A 15,424-nucleotide genomic window follows, 5' to 3' on the forward strand; every position below is an offset into this window, starting at 1 on the left:
CCGCACCACGATACGCACGTCGTGGTGGTCGGCCGTCGGCCGGCCGTCGCCGCGGGACGGGGCCGGACCCGCCGCTCGACGGCCCTGCCCCCTGCCGTCGGAGCCCGGCGTCGAGCATGATCGGCGACGGGTGGACGTCCGCTCCGCCGCAGGGTCGGGCACGGGAGGACGTCATGGCGGCGAGCCGTACGCGGGTGGTGGTGGCCAGCACCGCCGGGATCTTCGTCGAGTCGCTGGACTGGACCATCTACGGGTTGCTGGCGCCGTACTTCGCCGGCCAGGTGTTCCCGGGCGCCGACCGCGTGACACAGGTGCTCGGGGCCTATCTCGTCTTCGCGGCCGGGTTCGTCGCCCGCCCGCTCGGGTCCTTCCTCATGGGGCGGATCACGGACACCCGGGGCCGGCGTGCGGGTCTGCTCGCGTCGGTGTCCCTGATCGCCCTCGGCTCGGCGGTCATCGCGCTGGTGCCCACCCACGCGGCGATCGGTGCGTGGTCCGCGGTGATCGTCGTCGCCGCCCGGCTGCTGCAGGGCATCGCGATGGGCGGTGAGGTGGCCACCGCCGCGACCTTCGTCGTCGAGTCCGCACCGCCCGAGCGGCGGCACCGCTACGGCGCCTTCGCCTACTCCGGTGACGCGTTCGGCACGCTCGCCGGCACCATCGTGCTGGCGGTGCTGGTCGGGGCGCTCGGCGTGTCCGGCGTGCAGTCGGGTGGGTGGCGGATCGCCTTCGGCGTGGCCGCCGCGTGCGGGCTGCTGGCGCTGTGGATCCGCACCGGCGTGCCGGAGACGCCCGTGTTCGAGCAGGCCCGCGCCGCCGGCCCCGTGCCGGTGCGTCCCCTGCTGCGGGCACACCGCGGGCGGATGCTGCTGGCCTTCATGCTCACCATCGGCTCGACCATGGGCGTCTACTTCGGATCGGTGTACCTGCCGGAGTTCGCTCAGCACACGGGCCGGTACACGGCCGACCAGGCCACGGCCGTGCAGCCCATCGCCCTGGTGGCGCTGGTGCTGGCGATGATCGCGTCGGGGTTCCTCGCCGACCGGTTCGGCCCGCTACCCGTGATCCGCGCCGGGTTCACGGCCGCCGCGGTGCTCGTCGTGCCCCTCATGCTCGGGCTGGCCCACGGCTGGGTCCCCTACGCCGTGGCTGGACCTCTCTTCACGGCCGGGGTCGGGCTTCAGCTGGGTGTGACCCCGGTGGCGGGCGCGCGGCTGTTCCCCGTGCCGATCCGGGCGGTCGCGCTCGGCGTGCCGGCCGGCACCGCGATCGCCCTGTTCGGCGGCACGTTCCTGTACGTCGCCGAGTGGTTGATCGACCACGGCGCGTTGGGCTGGGTTCCGGTGTACGCCGGGATCGGGCTGACCCTCTCGGCGGTCGGCTCCTGGCTGGTGCACGAGCGGCTGATGTACCCGGTGGACACGTTGGCGGGCACGCTCGCGCGGGAGCGCGCGGAGCAGCGCCCGACGACGGCACCGGTGACGACGACGGAGGAGCTGGCATGACCCTCGACAGGACCACCCTCACCACCCTGCGCACCGAGGCGGCCGCCCAGCTGCCGGACGTCGTCGCGCTGCGGCACTCCCTGCACCGCGTCCCCGAGCTGGGGCTGCGCCTGCCGAAGACGCAGCAGCTGGTGCTCGACGCGCTCGCCGGCCTTGACCTGGAGATCACCACCGGCACGGCCCTCGACTCCGTGGTGGCGGTGCTGCGTGGCGGCCGTCCGGGCCCGGCGGTGCTGCTGCGCGGCGACATGGACGCGCTGCCGGTGACCGAGGACACCGGCGAGGAGTTCACCTCGCAGCATCCCGGGGTGATGCACGCCTGCGGCCACGACCTGCACGTCGCCGGCCTGGTCGGGGCCGCACGCCTGCTGGCCGCCCGCCGCGCGGACCTCCCCGGGAGCGTGGTGCTGATGTTCCAGCCGGGGGAGGAGGGCGACGGCGGCGCGCGGATCATGATCGAGGAGGGCGTGCTCGACGCCGCGGGCCCGCGGGTGGTGGGCGCCTACGGCCTGCACGTGATGGCGTCGTTGGTGCCGGCGGGCGGGCTGGTCAGCCGACCCGGGCCGATCCTGGCGGCCGCCGACGAGGTCCGGATCACCGTGCTGGGCCGCGGCGGTCACGGCTCGATGCCGCACCTGGCCGCCGATCCGGTGCCCGTCGCCGCCGAGCTGGTGCTGGGCCTGCAGGCGATGGTGACCCGGCAGTTCGACGTGTTCGACCCGGTGGTGCTCAGCGTCGGTCGCCTCGAGGCCGGCATGGTGAACAACGTCATCCCCGACACGGCGACGATCGCGGCGACCGTGCGCTCCTTCTCCACCGTCAGCCGCGCGCGTGCCGAGGAGTCGATCCGGCGGCTGTGCGAGCACGTGGCCGCCGCGCACGGCATGACCGCACGCGTCGAGTGGCTGGCCGGCTACCCGGTGACCATCAACGACCCGCTGGAGTTCGACCGGGCGTCCGAGCTGGCGCGCGGGCTGGTCGGCGATGCCGGGTTCGCGGTCGCACCGCAGCCCATCCCGGGGTCGGAGGACTTCTCCTACGTGCTGGAGCAGGTGCCGGGGGCGTTCCTCGGCCTGGGCGCGACACCCCGCGGCGTCGACCCGGTGACGGCTCCCTACAACCACTCGCCGCAGGCCCGGTTCGACGACGCGGCGCTCGCCGTCGGCCCGGCGATCCTGGCCGCGCTGGCGATGGACCGCCTGGCGCAGGGCTGACGGGTAGGGCCGCTCAGCGGCCGGCGTGCTGCACGCACGTCGTGGCGGTGGGCCGCACGGCCAGCCGCTCGGCCTGGATCGGCTCACCGCCGACCGCGCAGATGCCGTAGGTGCCGTCGTCCAGCCGCGCCAGCGCGGCATCGACCTCGGCCAGGGCGACCCGGGCGTCGCCGGCCAGCGCCTCGAGCTGCGCTCGTTCGAACGCGATCGTCGCGCCTTCGGGGTCGTGCTCGTCGTCGACGTTCGCGCCGCGCGCGGCATCAACCACGTCGGACCGGCTCGTCGTCACCCCGGCCAGCCGCGCCTCGACGGCGCCGCGGAGCGCGAGCAGCCGACCCCGCGCCTCGGCGCTGGACCAGCCCCGACCCGTCGGCGTGCTCATCGACCCAGCACAGCACGCCGCCACCGTCGGTGCCCGTGCCGGCGGCTCCGGCGAGCCTGGTCACGGCCCCAGGCGAAAACCCTGGGGTGCGGCCGGTAGCCTGAGCTCGTCTGTGTTCTTACGAGGCAAGGGGTGTTCCGTGCCCACCGGCAAGGTCAAGTGGTTCGACGCCGAGCGTGGTTTCGGTTTCATCGCCAGCGATGACGGCGGTGAGGTGTTCCTGCACGCCTCCGCGCTGCCCGCGGGTGTCACCGCACCCAAGCCCGGCACCAAGGTGGACTTCGGCGTGGCCGACGGGCGTCGTGGCCCGCAGGCCCTGTCCGTGACGCTGCTCGACCCGGTCCCGTCCGTGGTCAAGGCCCGGCGTCGGCCGGCCGACGAGATGGCCGTGGTGGTCGAGGACCTGATCAAGGTGCTCGACAAGGTCGGCAACGACCTGCGCCGCGGCCGTTATCCCGAGAAGGAGCGCGCCACGAAGTACGCGCAGCTGCTCCGGGCGGTCGCCGACGACCTCGAGGCCTGACGTGGCGGCCACCAAGGACGCCGTCCTCGAGCGCGCGGTCGACCTCGCGCGCGAGGTCGCGGTCGAGCTCGCGGAGGACCCGGCAGACGTCGGCGAGTACCTCGGCGCGGTGCACGAGGCGGAACGCCTCGTCGCGCACCGGTTCGCCAGCCTGGCGCGCGGCTACCGCGGCTGGGAGTGGACGGTCACCGTGGCACGCGTGCCGCGCGGCCGGGTGGCGACGGTGTGCGAGGCGGAGCTCCTGCCGGGTGCCGACGCGATCCTGGCCAAGGCGTGGGTGCCGTGGTCGCAGCGGCTGCGTCCCGGCGACGTCGGCCCGGGTGACGTGCTGCCCTTCCGGCCGGACGACCCGCGGCTGGAGCCCGGGTGGACTCCCACGGGTGACGACGAGCAGGACGGCGTCGCGATCGACGAGCTGGCGCTGGCCCGCGTGCGGGTCCTCTCGCCGATGGGCCGCGAGGAGGCCGCCGAGCGGTGGTACCGCGGCAGCCGCGGACCGACGTCACCGGGTGCGCTCGCCTCGGCGGCAGCCTGCGCGACCTGCGGGTTCATGGTGCCGGTGCAGGGTGCGCTCGGTCAGGTGTTCGCCGTCTGCGCCAACGAGTGGTCGCCCGACGACGGGCGCGTCGTCAGCCTCGACCACGGCTGCGGTGCCCACTCGGAGACGGATGTGGAGCAGCCGCCGAGCGAGTGGCCGGCGCCGGACCCGCTCATCGACGAGTCGGCGCTCGAGGTCATGGAGCTGGTGCGCACGCCCGTCGCAGCGCCGCAGGCTGCGGTCGTGCCGGAGCCGGAGCCTGGCCCCGAGCCCGAGCCCGAGCCCGAGCCCGAGCCCGAGCCCGAGCCCGAGCCCGAGCCCGAGCCCGCACCCGTGACCGAGCCGGAACCGGAGACGGAGCCCGAGCCGGCGACGCCGCCCGAGCCCGTCACGGACCCGGAGCCGGTGACCGAGCCCGAGTCCTGACCGCCCCGGCGTCCTCGTCATGACCGTCGACGCCTTCGACACCGCGCGCCTGCGGGCGGCGGTGCTCAGCGCGTGGCGCTCCTCACCGGCCCGTCTGCGGGAGGACGCCAACACCGAGGAGGACCACGCCCGCGGCTACTACCGCGACCGCGTCGTCGTCGAGCTGGCGCAGAACGCGGCGGACGCCGCGACGCGCGCGGGCGTGCCGGGCCGGCTGCTGCTGCGGCTCGACCACGCGGACGACGGCACGGCGGTGCTGGTCGCGGCCAACACGGGCGCTCCGCTGGACGCCGCCGGTGTCGCGTCCCTGTCCTCGATGCGCGCGTCGGCCAAACGTCCGGAGGCCGGTCTCGCGCACACCGGGGTGGTCGGACGGTTCGGTGTGGGATTCGCCGCGGTGCGGGCGGTGTCCGACGACGTGGACGTGCTGTCCACCAGCGGCGGCGTCCGGTTCTCGTTGGCCGACACGCGCTCGGCGCTGACCACCGCGGCGCAGGCGCTGCCCGAGCTGGCGCAGGAGGTCCGTCGTCGGGACGGGTCGCTGCCCGCGCTGCGGCTGCCGTGGCCGGCGGAGGGCCGTCCGCCGCTCGGCTACGACACGGCGGTGGTGCTGCACCTGCGTGACGAGGTCGCGGCCGACGAGGTGCGTGGCCGGCTGGACGAGGTGGACGACGCCCTGCTGATCGCCCTGCCGGGGCTCGTCGAGATCCTCGTCGAGGTGCCGGACGCCGCCCCGCGGCGCATCGCGGACGTGACGGACCGGTGGGTGCTGTCGAGCGCCGAGGGCGAGGTGCCGCTCGCGCTGGTGGCCGACCGGCCGGTCGAGGAGCGGTCGGCACGGTCGTGGCGGGTGACGTGGGGGGTGCCGCGCGCCGCCGGCTCCGGCGGTCCGCAGCGGTCGGTGACATGGCGGCACGTGGTGCATGCACCGACCGCGACGGACGATCCGATCACCGTGCCGGCGCTGCTGGTCGCCACCCTGCCGCTGGACCCGACCCGTCGGCACGTCGCGCTGGGGCCGCTCGCCGACGCGGTCCTCGAGCACGCCGCCGACGCCTACGCCCGGCTCGCCGAGCTGCTCGCGCAGGACGGTCACGAGCCGCTGGCGCTGGTACCGGTCGGCCTGCCCGCCGGTGCGCTCGACTCCGGCCTGCACCAGCACCTGGTGGCCCGGCTGACCGGCACCCCGCTGCTGCGTTCGGCGGGTGGCACGCGACTGGTGGCGCCGGACTCCGCCGTCGCGGTCGACGGGCCGCCGGGCGTGGAGACGGCGCTCGGGCGGCTGGTGCCCGGCCTGGTGACCGTGCCCGTCGGGCTGGCGGCCCAGGCGCGGACCCTCGGTGTGGACGTCGTGCCGCTGTCCGACCTGGTCGAGGGGCTACCGGCGCTGCGCGACGCCGACTGGGCGGCGGTGTACACCGGCCTGGACGCCGTGGCGTCGGACGGCCGGACGCGGGAGGCGCTCGCAGGGCTGCCGGTGCCGCTGGCCGACGGGCGAGTCGTGCGGGGCGCCCGCGGTGCGGTGCTGCTGCCCGCCGGGGCGGCCGACCGGCTGGAGCCGACCACGCTGGAGTCGCTGGCGCGCTGGGGCCTGCGCGTGGTGGATCCCGCCGCTGCGCATCCGCTGCTCGAGCGCCTCGGCGCCGCCGCGCCGGACCTGGCAGGTCTCCTGGCGCACGACGCCGTTCGGCTGGCGGTGCTGGCGCAGGCCGACGACGACGACCTCGACGTCGCGGACGAGGTGACCGACGCCGTGCTCGACCTGGTCGGCGCGGTGCTGGCCGACGGTGGCCGCCCGCCGACGGCCCCGTGGCTCGGCCTGCTGACGCTGCCCGCCGCCGACGGTGAGCCGACCCCCGCCCACGGCCTGGTGCTGCCGGGCTCGACGGCGGCGCGCCTGCTCGACGACCGCGTGCTGGCCCCGGTCGCCGTGGCGACGGTCGAGCGCTGGGGCGCGGAGGTCCTCACCGCGGTCGGTGTCCGTGCCGACCTGGTGCTGGTCCCGGTCGACGGCGTGCTGGCCGATCCCGCCGCGCTCGACCCCGAGGCGACGGACGCGGCGACCCTCGCCGCCCAGTCGCTGGACGCCTGGCCCGACTACCTCGCGCACCTGGGCGAGAACCTGGGTCCGGGCGCGTACGTGGGCGACCTGGTGGCCGTGGCCGATCTCGACGCGGTCGCCGACGACTCCTGGCCGGCGGTGCTGGACCGCCTCGCCGGCGAACCGGCGCTGCGCGCGGCGCTGCTCGACCCGGTGCGGGACGAGCACGGCCGCCGCGCAGAGCCCTACACCGCCTGGTGGCTGCGGACGCGCAGCGGGCTGGTAACCGGCGGCCCGTTCGCGCTGCCGTCGGGCGCCGACGAGGGCACGGCGGCGACGAGCCTCGAGCCGGACGGCACCGGACCGTCGGCACCGTCGGCCACCGCGGTCGAGGACGCGGTGCGCACGCTGCTCCCACCGGTCCCGGAGGCGCTGGCCGAGGTGGACACCGCCGTGCTCCGCGTGCTCGGCGGGGTGGCCGCCCTCGCCGAGCTCGACGCCGACGGCTGGGTGACGGTGCTCGACGGCCTGCCGAGCGGTCGTGGGGTCGACCCGGCGGTCGCCGTGGCGGTGTGGCGGGCGCTCGCGGCACTCGCCGAGGCCGACGGGCCGCCCGTGGCACCGGAACGGGTGCCGGCACTGGTGGCGGCCGACCGGGTGGCGGCCGTCCACGTCGAGGACGCCGCCGTGGCGGACTCGCCGCAGTGGCTGCAGCGGGTGGACGTCGCCGCGATGGTCCCGGTCCCGCCGACCCAGGCCCTGGCGCTGGCCGGCCTGCTGGACCTGCCGCTCGCCTCGGACCTGACCCCCGGGGACGTGGACCGGGACGACGCGGTCGAGCAGCCCGTCCCCGTCGCGGCGCGGGCGCTGGTGGACGGGCCCACCACGTGGTGGGAGCACGAGGACCTGCGCGTCGACGGTGCGGCGGTGGACTGGTGGGTGGACGCCGACGGCGGTCTGCACGCGACCACGCTGGCCGGTCTGGCCGCCGCGCTGGCGCAGGCCAGCGGCCGGTGGTCACGGCGATGGGCGCTGGAGACCGTGCTGACCGAACCGGGACGGGCGGCCGAGGTGCGCCTCGGCGAGGCGTCGGAGTCGGACCCGGCCTGACGACCGGGGCCCTCCGCCCGGCCGGATCAGCCCTGCTCGCGCCGCATCCGCCGGCCCAGCGCGTCGTGCCGCCCGGCCCACGCCCGGCCGGCCACGCCGAGCACCAGCCCCGTGACGCACACTGCGACCGGCGTCCACCCGGTGCGCCCGAGGACGGCGAGCACGAGGGTGACCAGCAGCCCGGCCGCCCACAGCACCATCCCGCCGAGCGCCACCCGGGCGAGGTCCACCTCGAGCGGCCGGGTCGGCGCCGACGGGTGCACAGGCTGCGCGGGCTGCTCGGTCGGCACCGTCCGACCCTATGCCGCCGTGCTCGTGTTACGGCTGCGTGAACCCTCTCGGACACCCACGGGACGGTGCGCACACTTCTGCCACACTTCGCCCATGGCATCCCCCCGTACCACCGACGAGGCGCCGACGCGTAGCGAGAAGCCCCTCAACCCCCTCGACCGCTTCTTCCACATCACGGAGCGCGGCTCGACCATCGGCACCGAGATCCGCGGCGGTCTGGTGACCTTCTTCACGATGGCCTACATCATCGTGCTCAACCCGATCATCCTCGGTGGCAAGGACGCCACGGGTCAGGCACTGGCCGCTCCGGCCACCATCGCGGCGACGACGGCCCTGGTGGCCGGCGTCATGACCATCCTCATGGGCGTGTGGGCCAACTTCCCGCTGGCCCTGGCCACGGGCCTCGGCATCAACGCCGTGGTGGCCTTCTCCATCGCGGTGCTGCCGAAGATGGCCTGGCAGGACGCGATGGGCATCGTCGTCCTCGAGGGCATCATCATCACGGTCCTGGTGCTCACCGGGTTCCGGCAGGCCGTGTTCAACGCGGTGCCGACGTGGCTGAAGACGGCCATCAGCGTGGGCATCGGCCTGTTCATCGCCTTCATCGGCGTCGTGGACTCCGGCTTCGTCCGCGTCCCGCCGGGTGCGGCCACCCCCGTGGAGCTCGGCCAGTTCGGCTCCCTGTCGACGTGGCCGGTCCTGGTGTTCGTCATCGGCCTGGTGGCGATGGTGATCCTGCTGGTGAAGAAGGTGCGCGGCGCCATCCTCATCTCGATCCTCGGCACCACGGTGCTGGCGATCGTCGTCGAGGCCGTCGCCAAGCTCGGCTTCGGCACCGACAAGAACCCCGGCGGCTGGAAGTCGACGGTCCCGTCGTTCCCCAAGACGATCGTCGACGCGCCCAACTTCTCGCTGCTGGGCCACTTCTCGCTGTTCGGGGCGTTCACCAAGATCGGCGCCATCACGGCGATCGTCCTGGTGTTCTCCCTGCTGCTGTCTGACTTCTTCGACACCATGGGCACGATGGTGGCCATCGGCGCGGAGGCCGGCCTGAACGACGAGAACGGCAACCCGCCGAAGACCCGCGAGATCCTGATCGTCGACTCCCTCGCCGCCGTCGCCGGTGGCATGGGCGGCGTCTCGAGCAACACGGCCTACATCGAGTCGGCGTCCGGCGTCGGTGACGGTGCACGCACCGGGCTGGCGGCGATCGTCACCGGCATCGCGTTCCTGCTGTCGACGTTCCTCGCGCCCCTGGTCGCGGTTATCCCGTCGGAGGCTGCCGCCCCGGCGCTCGTCGTCGTCGGCTTCCTCATGGTGACGCAGGTGCTCGACATCGACTGGAAGTCCTTCGAGGTCGCCATCCCGGCGTTCTTCACGATGATCCTGATGCCGTTCACCTACTCGATCACCGCGGGCATCGGCGCGGGCGTGATCATGTACGTGATCCTGCAGGCGGTGGTGGGCAAGGCCCGCAAGATCCACCCGCTGATGTGGCTGATCACGGTGCTGTTCGTCCTGTACTTCATCCGCGGGCCGCTCCAGACCTGGATCGGCTGACCGCACCTGCTCCACCCACGGGCCGGACTCCCTCGAGGGGGTCCGGCCCGTGGCGTCTCGCCGTCCGGGTGCCGTGGTGCCGCCGCGTCGTGCCGCCGCGTCGTGCCGCCCCGTCGTGCCACCCCGTCGTGCCACCCCGTCGTGCCACTGCGCGCCGGGGCGTTTCGCCCGCTTTCCCGCGATGCGGCCGACAGCCCGCTGGTTAGGGTGAGGAGCCCCTGACGAGCAAGGAGACCGGCGTGCGCATCAGTGTCATCGGCTGCGGCTACCTGGGCGCGGTGCACGCCGCGTGCATGACCGTGCTCGGCCACGAGGTGGTGGGCATCGACGTCGACGAGGCCAAGGTCGAGGCGCTGCGGGCCGGTCGCGCACCCTTCTTCGAGCCCGGTCTGCCCGAGCTGCTCGCGCAGGCGGAGGGCACGGGCAGGCTGACGTTCAGCACGTCGATGTCCGACGCGTCCGGCGCCGACGTGCACTTCATCTGCGTGGGCACGCCGCAGATGCACGGCGAGTTCCGGGCCGACCTCACCTACGTCGACGCCGCCGTCACCGCGCTGGCGCCCTACCTGCGGGCGGGCGACGTGGTCGCCGGCAAGTCCACGGTCCCCGTCGGGACCGCGGAACGGGTGGCTCGCGTGCTGGCACCGTCCGGCGCCGTGCTCGTCTGGAACCCGGAGTTCCTGCGGGAGGGTTTCGCGGTGCAGGACACGCTGCACCCGGACCGCCTGGTCTACGGCCTGCCGACGGACGACGAGGGCGTCGCCACCGCCGCGGGGGAGAAGGCGCGCGCGGTGCTCGACGAGGTCTACGCGAAGCCCCTGGCGGACGGCACCCCGCTGGTGGTGACCGACCTGGCCACCGCCCAGCTGGTCAAGGTGGCGGCCAACTCGTTCCTCGCCACCAAGATCAGCTTCATCAACGCGATGGCCGAGCTGTGCGAGGCGACGGGTGCCGACGTCACTCGGCTGGCCGACGCGATCGGCTACGACCCCCGGATCGGCCGGAAGTTCCTCAACGCAGGCCTCGGCTTCGGCGGTGGCTGCCTGCCCAAGGACATCCGTGCCTTCATGGCGCGCGCCGGTGAGCTGGGCGTGTCCGACGCGCTGGGCTTCCTCCGCGAGATCGACTCGATCAACATGCGCCGCCGGGTGCGCGTGGTGGACCTCGCACGCGAGGTCTGCCACGGCTCGATCGTCGGCCGGACGGTCGCGGTGCTGGGTGCCGCCTTCAAGCCCGACTCCGACGACGTGCGGGACTCACCGGCGCTGAGCGTCGCGGCGCAGATGCAGCTGCAGGGTGCGCACGTCACCGTGACCGACCCGCAGGCCATCGAGAACGCCCGGGCCAAGTGGCCGGACCTGCGGTTCGCCGCCGACCCGCTCGAGGCGGCCGCCGAGGCCGACGTGGTGCTGCTGGCGACGGAGTGGGCGGAGTACCGCGACCTCGACCCGGACGAGCTCGGTGCGGTGGTGGCGCACAAGCGGATCCTCGACGGGCGGAACGTGCTGGACCCCGCGCGGTGGCGCGCGGCGGGCTGGACCTACCGGGCGCTCGGCAGGCCCTGACCGGCTGCTGCTCAGCTCCCGCCGAGCAGCAGCTGGACGCAGAGCATCTGGTCGCCGTCGTGCGTGCAGGCCACGGCGGTCCCCGTGATCGTCCGGTCGAGGATGTCCGCACGCTGCCGTGTGGACGCCATCCAGGTGGTCACCACGGCGACCGGGCGCTCGGCGGCACGGCTGAGGTTCTCCCGCACCGCGACCGCCTGCGGGCAGGCCTGCCGCACGTCGTCGAGCGGCGCGTGCTCCAGCCGCTGCCCGATCAGCAGGTCGGCGCGCTGCTCGGCTGCAGCGCGGGCGCACGTGGCGTCGGCGAGCGGCGCCAAGCCGGCGTGCCGGCGCTGCTCGTCCACGGCGGCGCGGAGCTGGGCGGCGTAGGCGTCGGGGTCGGTGGACGCCTGGGACAGCGGCGTCCGGGTCCACGGCAGCGCGGCGTCCCCGGCGGGATGTGCCAGCACCCAGCCGACCAGCACGAGGGCACCGGCCACCGCCAGGGCGATCGTGAGCGTCGTCGCTCCGCGGACGCGACGCAGCGCCGGGGGAGGGGCGGCCACGCGGTCAGCGTACGCAGCGCCTCGCGGGCTGCGCGCCGACCGAAAAGTCGTTCGCACAGGTAATGAGATAGACTAACGACCATGCCCCCCGCCGTGACCGCACCGAGCCTCGCCGCGGACCTGCGCGTGGCGCTGAGCCGGGCCAACCGCCGGGTGCGCGCCGAGCGCGGCTCCGCCGGCCTGTCCGACCCGCAGTTCTCCGTGCTGGCCCTGCTCACCCGCAACGGCCCCATGACGCCCGGCCAGCTGGCCGACGCCGACCGGGTCCAGCCGCCCACCATGACGCGCACGGTGAACTGCCTGGTCGACCTGGGTCTGGTCAGCAAGGGGGAGAACCCCGCGGACGGCCGCCAGGTGGTCGTCTCCCTCACGGAGCAGGGGGTCGCCGAGGTGCGGGAGACGCGGCGGCGGCGCAACGCCTGGCTCGCCCAGCGCCTGGCGGGGCTGACCGCCGAGGAGCGGGCCGTGCTGTCCCGTGCCGCCGAGCTGCTGAGGGGGATCGCCGAGCAGTGAGCGCCACCTTCTCCTCTCTCCGCTTCCGCAACTACCGGCTGTGGTTCGGCGGTGCCCTCGTCGCCAACATCGGCACCTGGATGCAGCGCGTCGCGCAGGACTGGCTGGTGCTGACCCAGCTCTCCCACGACTCCGGTGTCGCCGTCGGCGTGGTGACCGCGTTGCAGTTCGCGCCGATCCTGGCGCTGTCGGCGTGGGCCGGCGTGCTGGCCGACCGGGTGGACCGTCGCAAGCTGCTGATGCTGACCCAGGGCCTGATGGGTGTCCTGGCGGCCGGCCTCGGTGCGCTGGTGCTGAGCGGGCACGCGCAGCTGTGGCACGTGTACCTGTTCGCCCTGGCGCTCGGTGCCGTCTCGGCCGTCGACGCACCCGTCCGGCAGACGTTCGTCGCCGAGCTGGTGCCGCCGGACAAGCTGTCCAACGCCGTCGGGCTGAACAGCGCGTCGTTCAACGCCGCCCGCCTGATCGGCCCGGGCCTGGCCGGCCTGCTGATCGCGGCGGTCGGCACCGGCTGGGTGTTCCTGATCAACGCGATCTCGTTCGCCGGCACCATCCTCGCGCTGGTGTGGATGCACTCCGGCGAGCTGCACCGGATGCCGCTGGCGCCCCGCGCCAAGGGTCAGATCCGCGAGGGGCTGGCCTACGTGCGCCAGCGCACGGACATCATGCTGATCATGGTGGTGATGAGCGTCGTCTCGACGTTCGGCCTCAACTTCCAGCTGACCAGCGCCATGATGGCCCGCACCGTCTTCCACAAGGGCGCCGGCCAGTACGGCATCCTCGGCTCGATCCTGGCGATCGGCTCCCTGGCCGGTGCGCTGCTCGCCGCGCGCCGCGAGCGGCCCCGCGTGCGGCTGGTGATCGGCGCGGCGTTCGGCTTCGGCGTGGCTGCCGGCGTGCTGGCCCTGATGCCGACGTACCCGTCGTTCGCGATCGCCTGCATCCCCGTCGGCCTCGCGTCGCTGACGATGATGACGGCGGCCAACGCGACCATCCAGATGAGCACCGACCCCGCGGTCCGCGGCCGCGTGATGTCCCTCTACATGATGGTGTTCATGGGCGCGACGCCCATCGGCTCGCCGGTGGTCGGCTGGATCGGCCAGCAGTTCGGCGCCCGCTGGTCCATCGGCATCGGCTCCATCACGGCGCTCCTCGTCTCGACGGGCGCCGCGATCTGGGCGGCTCGGGCGTGGCGGGTGCAGGTGCGGCTGCGGACGCGCGGTCGGCCGCACCTGGTGGTCCGCCACCTCGAGGCGCCGACGGAGGCCGCGACCGAGGTGGTCCGCACCGCGGCGTAGGGCCGCCCCTGGGAGGGCGTCTGAGCCGTCCGTCGGCGTACGACGTGGCACACGGGTGAACCGCCCGCCCCACCGGGGTGAACTCGACGACCGGCCGACGGTCGCGGGTGTCCGATATGTCACGATCACGGGATGCAGGACGACCAGCCGACGGCAGCCCGCTCGCCGTGGCCACGTCGTCTGCTGCTCACCGGCCTCGGCGTCGCCGTCGTGCTGGTCCTCGCCGCCGGTTGGCTCGCGCTGCGGGTCTACCAGGCCGGCACGGCGCTCGCGGAGGCGCAGCGCGCGCTGCCCTCGGGTGCCTCGAGCCTCAGCGCCACCGACGTGTCGGCGGTGAGCGCGGCGCTGCCGCACGTCCGCAGCGACCTGGCCAGGGCGCGGTCGGCCGCCTCGGACCCGGTGTGGCGCGTCGCCGAGCACCTGCCCTGGGCGGGTGCGCAGCTGAACGCCGTCCGGGTCGTCACCGTCGCGCTCGACGACGTGGTGGGCTCCGCCGGTCCGGTGCTCGACCGGGCCCAGGGCGTCCTCGCGGCGCGGGACACGCTGCTGAGCAACGGCCGCGTCAACCTGGCGCCGTTCACCGACGTCGAGCCGGAGCTGACGCGGGCCGCCCAGGTGTCCACGGCTGCCGCCGCGCGGGTCCAGGCGATCGACACGCGGCACCTCGTGCACCGCTTGGCGGGCCCGGTGGGCACCGTGCAGCAGCTGCTGCCCAAGCTGGCGTCGGCGCTGGACACCGGTTCGCAGCTCGCCGCGCTGGTGCCACCTATGCTCGGCGCCGACGGGCCACGCACGTACCTCGTGGTCGCACTGAACTCGGCCGAGCTGCGCAGCGCCGGCGGCATCGTCGGCGCCGTCGCGGCGGTGCAGGTGGACCACGGCGTCGTCCGTCTCGTCGACCACCGGTCCACCTCCGACTTCACGGAGCTGGCCCAGCCGGTGCTGCCGCTCACCGACGCCGAGCTCGCGATCGACACCGACCGCCTCGGCCGCTGGGTGCAGGACTCGGTGCTGACGCCTGACTTCCCCCGCTCCGCGCAGCTGATCGCCGCCCACTGGGCCAAGGACGTCGGCGGCACGGTCGACGGCGTGATCGCCACCGACCCGATCGCGGTGTCCTACCTGCTCGGCGCCGTCGGCGGCGTCCAGACGTCCAGCGGCACGCTCGACCAGCAGTCGGCGGTGCCGTCGCTGCTCCGCGACCCGTACGTGGGCGGCCTCGCGGCGAAGGCGGCGGACCAGTACTTCGCCCAGGCGGCGACGGCCATCTTCGGCGCGGTGGTCAGCGGCAAGGGCGACCCCGGCCGGCTGGTCGACGCGATGGCGAAGGCCGCGTCGGACGGCCGCGTCCGCGTGTGGTCCGCTCACCCGGAGGAGGAGCAGCGGCTGTCCGTCCGCACCCTCGGCGGCGCGTTCCTCAGCGGGCCGTACGCCGACGCGACGGGCGTGTTCCTCGACGACGGCACCGGCGGGAAGCTCGACTACTACCTGCGCACCGCCGTCACCGTGGAGAACCTGAGCTGCACCGGCCCCGCGCCGACCGCGGACGTGCGCCTGGACCTGACCTACGACCCGCCGGCCGACGTGGCGTCGTGGCCACGGGAGACCGCCGGGCGCGCCACCGGGTTCGCCCCGGGGTCACTGGTCACGGACCTGACGGTGTACGCCGCCCAGGGTGCGGCGCTGCCGTCGCTCCGCCTGGGCGACGACGCGGTGGTGTCCGGGCTCGCCGCGCAGCAGGCCGGGCGGCAGGTGCAGGTCGTCTCGAGCGTCCTGGCACCCGGGCAGAGCGCGACCTACCGGGTGCAGGTGCCGGTGCGGCACGGCGCGGTGCAGGTCTGGGCGACGCCCACGGTGGCGTCGGGCGGCCTGGTCACCGCCACCTGCCCGTCCTGAGCGCGGTCCATCTAGCA

13 protein-coding genes are annotated in these 15,424 nt (G+C 74.6%); 10 read left to right on the top strand and 3 right to left on the bottom strand.

Going from position 1 to position 15,424, the window contains the following annotated elements; translation table 11 throughout:
* Positions 1 to 173 precede the first annotated feature (173 nt).
* Positions 174 to 1,505, top strand: coding sequence for an MFS transporter (locus ACFQTY_RS09660; protein ID WP_378099792.1), 1,332 nt, complete (start codon positions 174 to 176; stop codon positions 1,503 to 1,505).
* Complete coding sequence (locus ACFQTY_RS09665; RefSeq protein ID WP_378099794.1) at positions 1,502 to 2,719, top strand: M20 family metallopeptidase; 1,218 nt, start codon at positions 1,502 to 1,504, stop codon at positions 2,717 to 2,719. The genes ACFQTY_RS09660 and ACFQTY_RS09665 overlap by 4 nt, the downstream gene beginning before the upstream one ends.
* 13 nt (positions 2,720 to 2,732) lie before the next feature.
* Here the strand turns inward: ACFQTY_RS09665 and ACFQTY_RS09670 are convergent, their stop codons facing one another.
* A complete protein-coding gene (locus tag ACFQTY_RS09670) occupies positions 2,733 to 3,101 on the bottom strand; it encodes a TraR/DksA family transcriptional regulator (protein ID WP_378099796.1) in 369 nt (122 codons plus the stop codon).
* 139 nt (positions 3,102 to 3,240) lie between these two features.
* On the opposite strand from ACFQTY_RS09670, the gene ACFQTY_RS09675 reads away from it, so the two are divergent.
* From ACFQTY_RS09675 to ACFQTY_RS09685, 3 genes are read left to right on the top strand one after another with little or no spacing between them, the layout of a single operon-like run.
* Positions 3,241 to 3,624: a cold-shock protein gene (locus ACFQTY_RS09675; RefSeq protein WP_263731584.1), complete on the top strand. Its 384-nt coding sequence runs from the start codon at positions 3,241 to 3,243 to the stop codon at positions 3,622 to 3,624.
* 1 nt (position 3,625) lies between these two features.
* Positions 3,626 to 4,588 carry a DUF3027 domain-containing protein gene (locus ACFQTY_RS09680; protein ID WP_378099799.1) on the top strand — a complete coding sequence of 321 codons (963 nt, stop codon included), beginning with the start codon at positions 3,626 to 3,628 and terminating at the stop codon, positions 4,586 to 4,588.
* Between the two features lie 19 nt (positions 4,589 to 4,607).
* Entirely contained in the window at positions 4,608 to 7,739 is a 3,132-nt protein-coding gene (locus tag ACFQTY_RS09685; RefSeq protein ID WP_378099801.1) for a sacsin N-terminal ATP-binding-like domain-containing protein, read from the top strand.
* A 26-nt stretch (positions 7,740 to 7,765) separates the two neighbouring features.
* Here the strand turns inward: ACFQTY_RS09685 and ACFQTY_RS09690 are convergent, their stop codons facing one another.
* A complete protein-coding gene (locus ACFQTY_RS09690) occupies positions 7,766 to 8,029 on the bottom strand; it encodes a DUF2530 domain-containing protein (protein WP_378099803.1) in 264 nt (87 codons plus the stop codon).
* Between the two features lie 94 nt (positions 8,030 to 8,123).
* Here ACFQTY_RS09690 and ACFQTY_RS09695 point away from each other — a divergent pair, with 94 nt between their 5' ends.
* Both ACFQTY_RS09695 and ACFQTY_RS09700 read left to right on the top strand, forming a co-directional pair.
* A complete protein-coding gene (locus ACFQTY_RS09695) occupies positions 8,124 to 9,590 on the top strand; it encodes an NCS2 family permease (RefSeq protein ID WP_378099805.1) in 1,467 nt (488 codons plus the stop codon).
* A 239-nt stretch (positions 9,591 to 9,829) separates the two neighbouring features.
* Positions 9,830 to 11,155, top strand: a complete 1,326-nt coding sequence (locus tag ACFQTY_RS09700) for a UDP-glucose dehydrogenase family protein (RefSeq protein WP_378099807.1) — start codon at positions 9,830 to 9,832, stop codon at positions 11,153 to 11,155.
* A gap of 11 nt (positions 11,156 to 11,166) precedes the next feature.
* Here ACFQTY_RS09700 and ACFQTY_RS09705 read toward each other — a convergent pair whose 3' ends face one another.
* Positions 11,167 to 11,700 (bottom strand): CAP domain-containing protein, encoded by a 534-nt coding sequence (locus ACFQTY_RS09705; protein WP_378099809.1) that lies wholly within the window; start codon positions 11,698 to 11,700, stop codon positions 11,167 to 11,169.
* A gap of 81 nt (positions 11,701 to 11,781) precedes the next feature.
* On the opposite strand from ACFQTY_RS09705, the gene ACFQTY_RS09710 reads away from it, so the two are divergent.
* The 3 genes from ACFQTY_RS09710 to ACFQTY_RS09720 all read left to right on the top strand — a co-directional run bounded on the left by ACFQTY_RS09710 (position 11,782) and on the right by ACFQTY_RS09720 (position 15,407).
* A complete protein-coding gene (locus tag ACFQTY_RS09710) occupies positions 11,782 to 12,213 on the top strand; it encodes a MarR family winged helix-turn-helix transcriptional regulator (RefSeq protein ID WP_291763982.1) in 432 nt (143 codons plus the stop codon).
* A complete protein-coding gene (locus ACFQTY_RS09715) occupies positions 12,210 to 13,511 on the top strand; it encodes an MFS transporter (protein ID WP_378099812.1) in 1,302 nt (433 codons plus the stop codon). The genes ACFQTY_RS09710 and ACFQTY_RS09715 overlap by 4 nt, the downstream gene beginning before the upstream one ends.
* 132 nt (positions 13,512 to 13,643) lie before the next feature.
* Complete coding sequence (locus ACFQTY_RS09720; RefSeq protein WP_378099814.1) at positions 13,644 to 15,407, top strand: DUF4012 domain-containing protein; 1,764 nt, start codon at positions 13,644 to 13,646, stop codon at positions 15,405 to 15,407.
* Positions 15,408 to 15,424: the final 17 nt, after the last annotated feature.

The organism is Cellulomonas sp. T2.31MG-18, assembly GCF_964266755.1.
Taxonomy (GTDB): Bacteria; Actinomycetota; Actinomycetes; order Actinomycetales; family Cellulomonadaceae; genus Cellulomonas.

What these genes read in the sequence shown, in the direction of transcription:
- ACFQTY_RS09660 (WP_378099792.1), top strand. Translation starts at nt 174, where the DNA reads ATGGCGGCGAGCCGTACGCGGGTGGTGGTGGCCAGCACCGCCGGGATC.
- ACFQTY_RS09665 (WP_378099794.1), top strand. Translation starts at nt 1,502, where the DNA reads ATGACCCTCGACAGGACCACCCTCACCACCCTGCGCACCGAGGCGGCC.
- ACFQTY_RS09670 (WP_378099796.1), bottom strand. Translation starts at nt 3,101, where the DNA reads ATGAGCACGCCGACGGGTCGGGGCTGGTCCAGCGCCGAGGCGCGGGGT.
- ACFQTY_RS09685 (WP_378099801.1), top strand. Translation starts at nt 4,608, where the DNA reads ATGACCGTCGACGCCTTCGACACCGCGCGCCTGCGGGCGGCGGTGCTC.
- ACFQTY_RS09695 (WP_378099805.1), top strand. Translation starts at nt 8,124, where the DNA reads ATGGCATCCCCCCGTACCACCGACGAGGCGCCGACGCGTAGCGAGAAG.
- ACFQTY_RS09710 (WP_291763982.1), top strand. Translation starts at nt 11,782, where the DNA reads ATGCCCCCCGCCGTGACCGCACCGAGCCTCGCCGCGGACCTGCGCGTG.
- ACFQTY_RS09720 (WP_378099814.1), top strand. Translation starts at nt 13,644, where the DNA reads ATGCAGGACGACCAGCCGACGGCAGCCCGCTCGCCGTGGCCACGTCGT.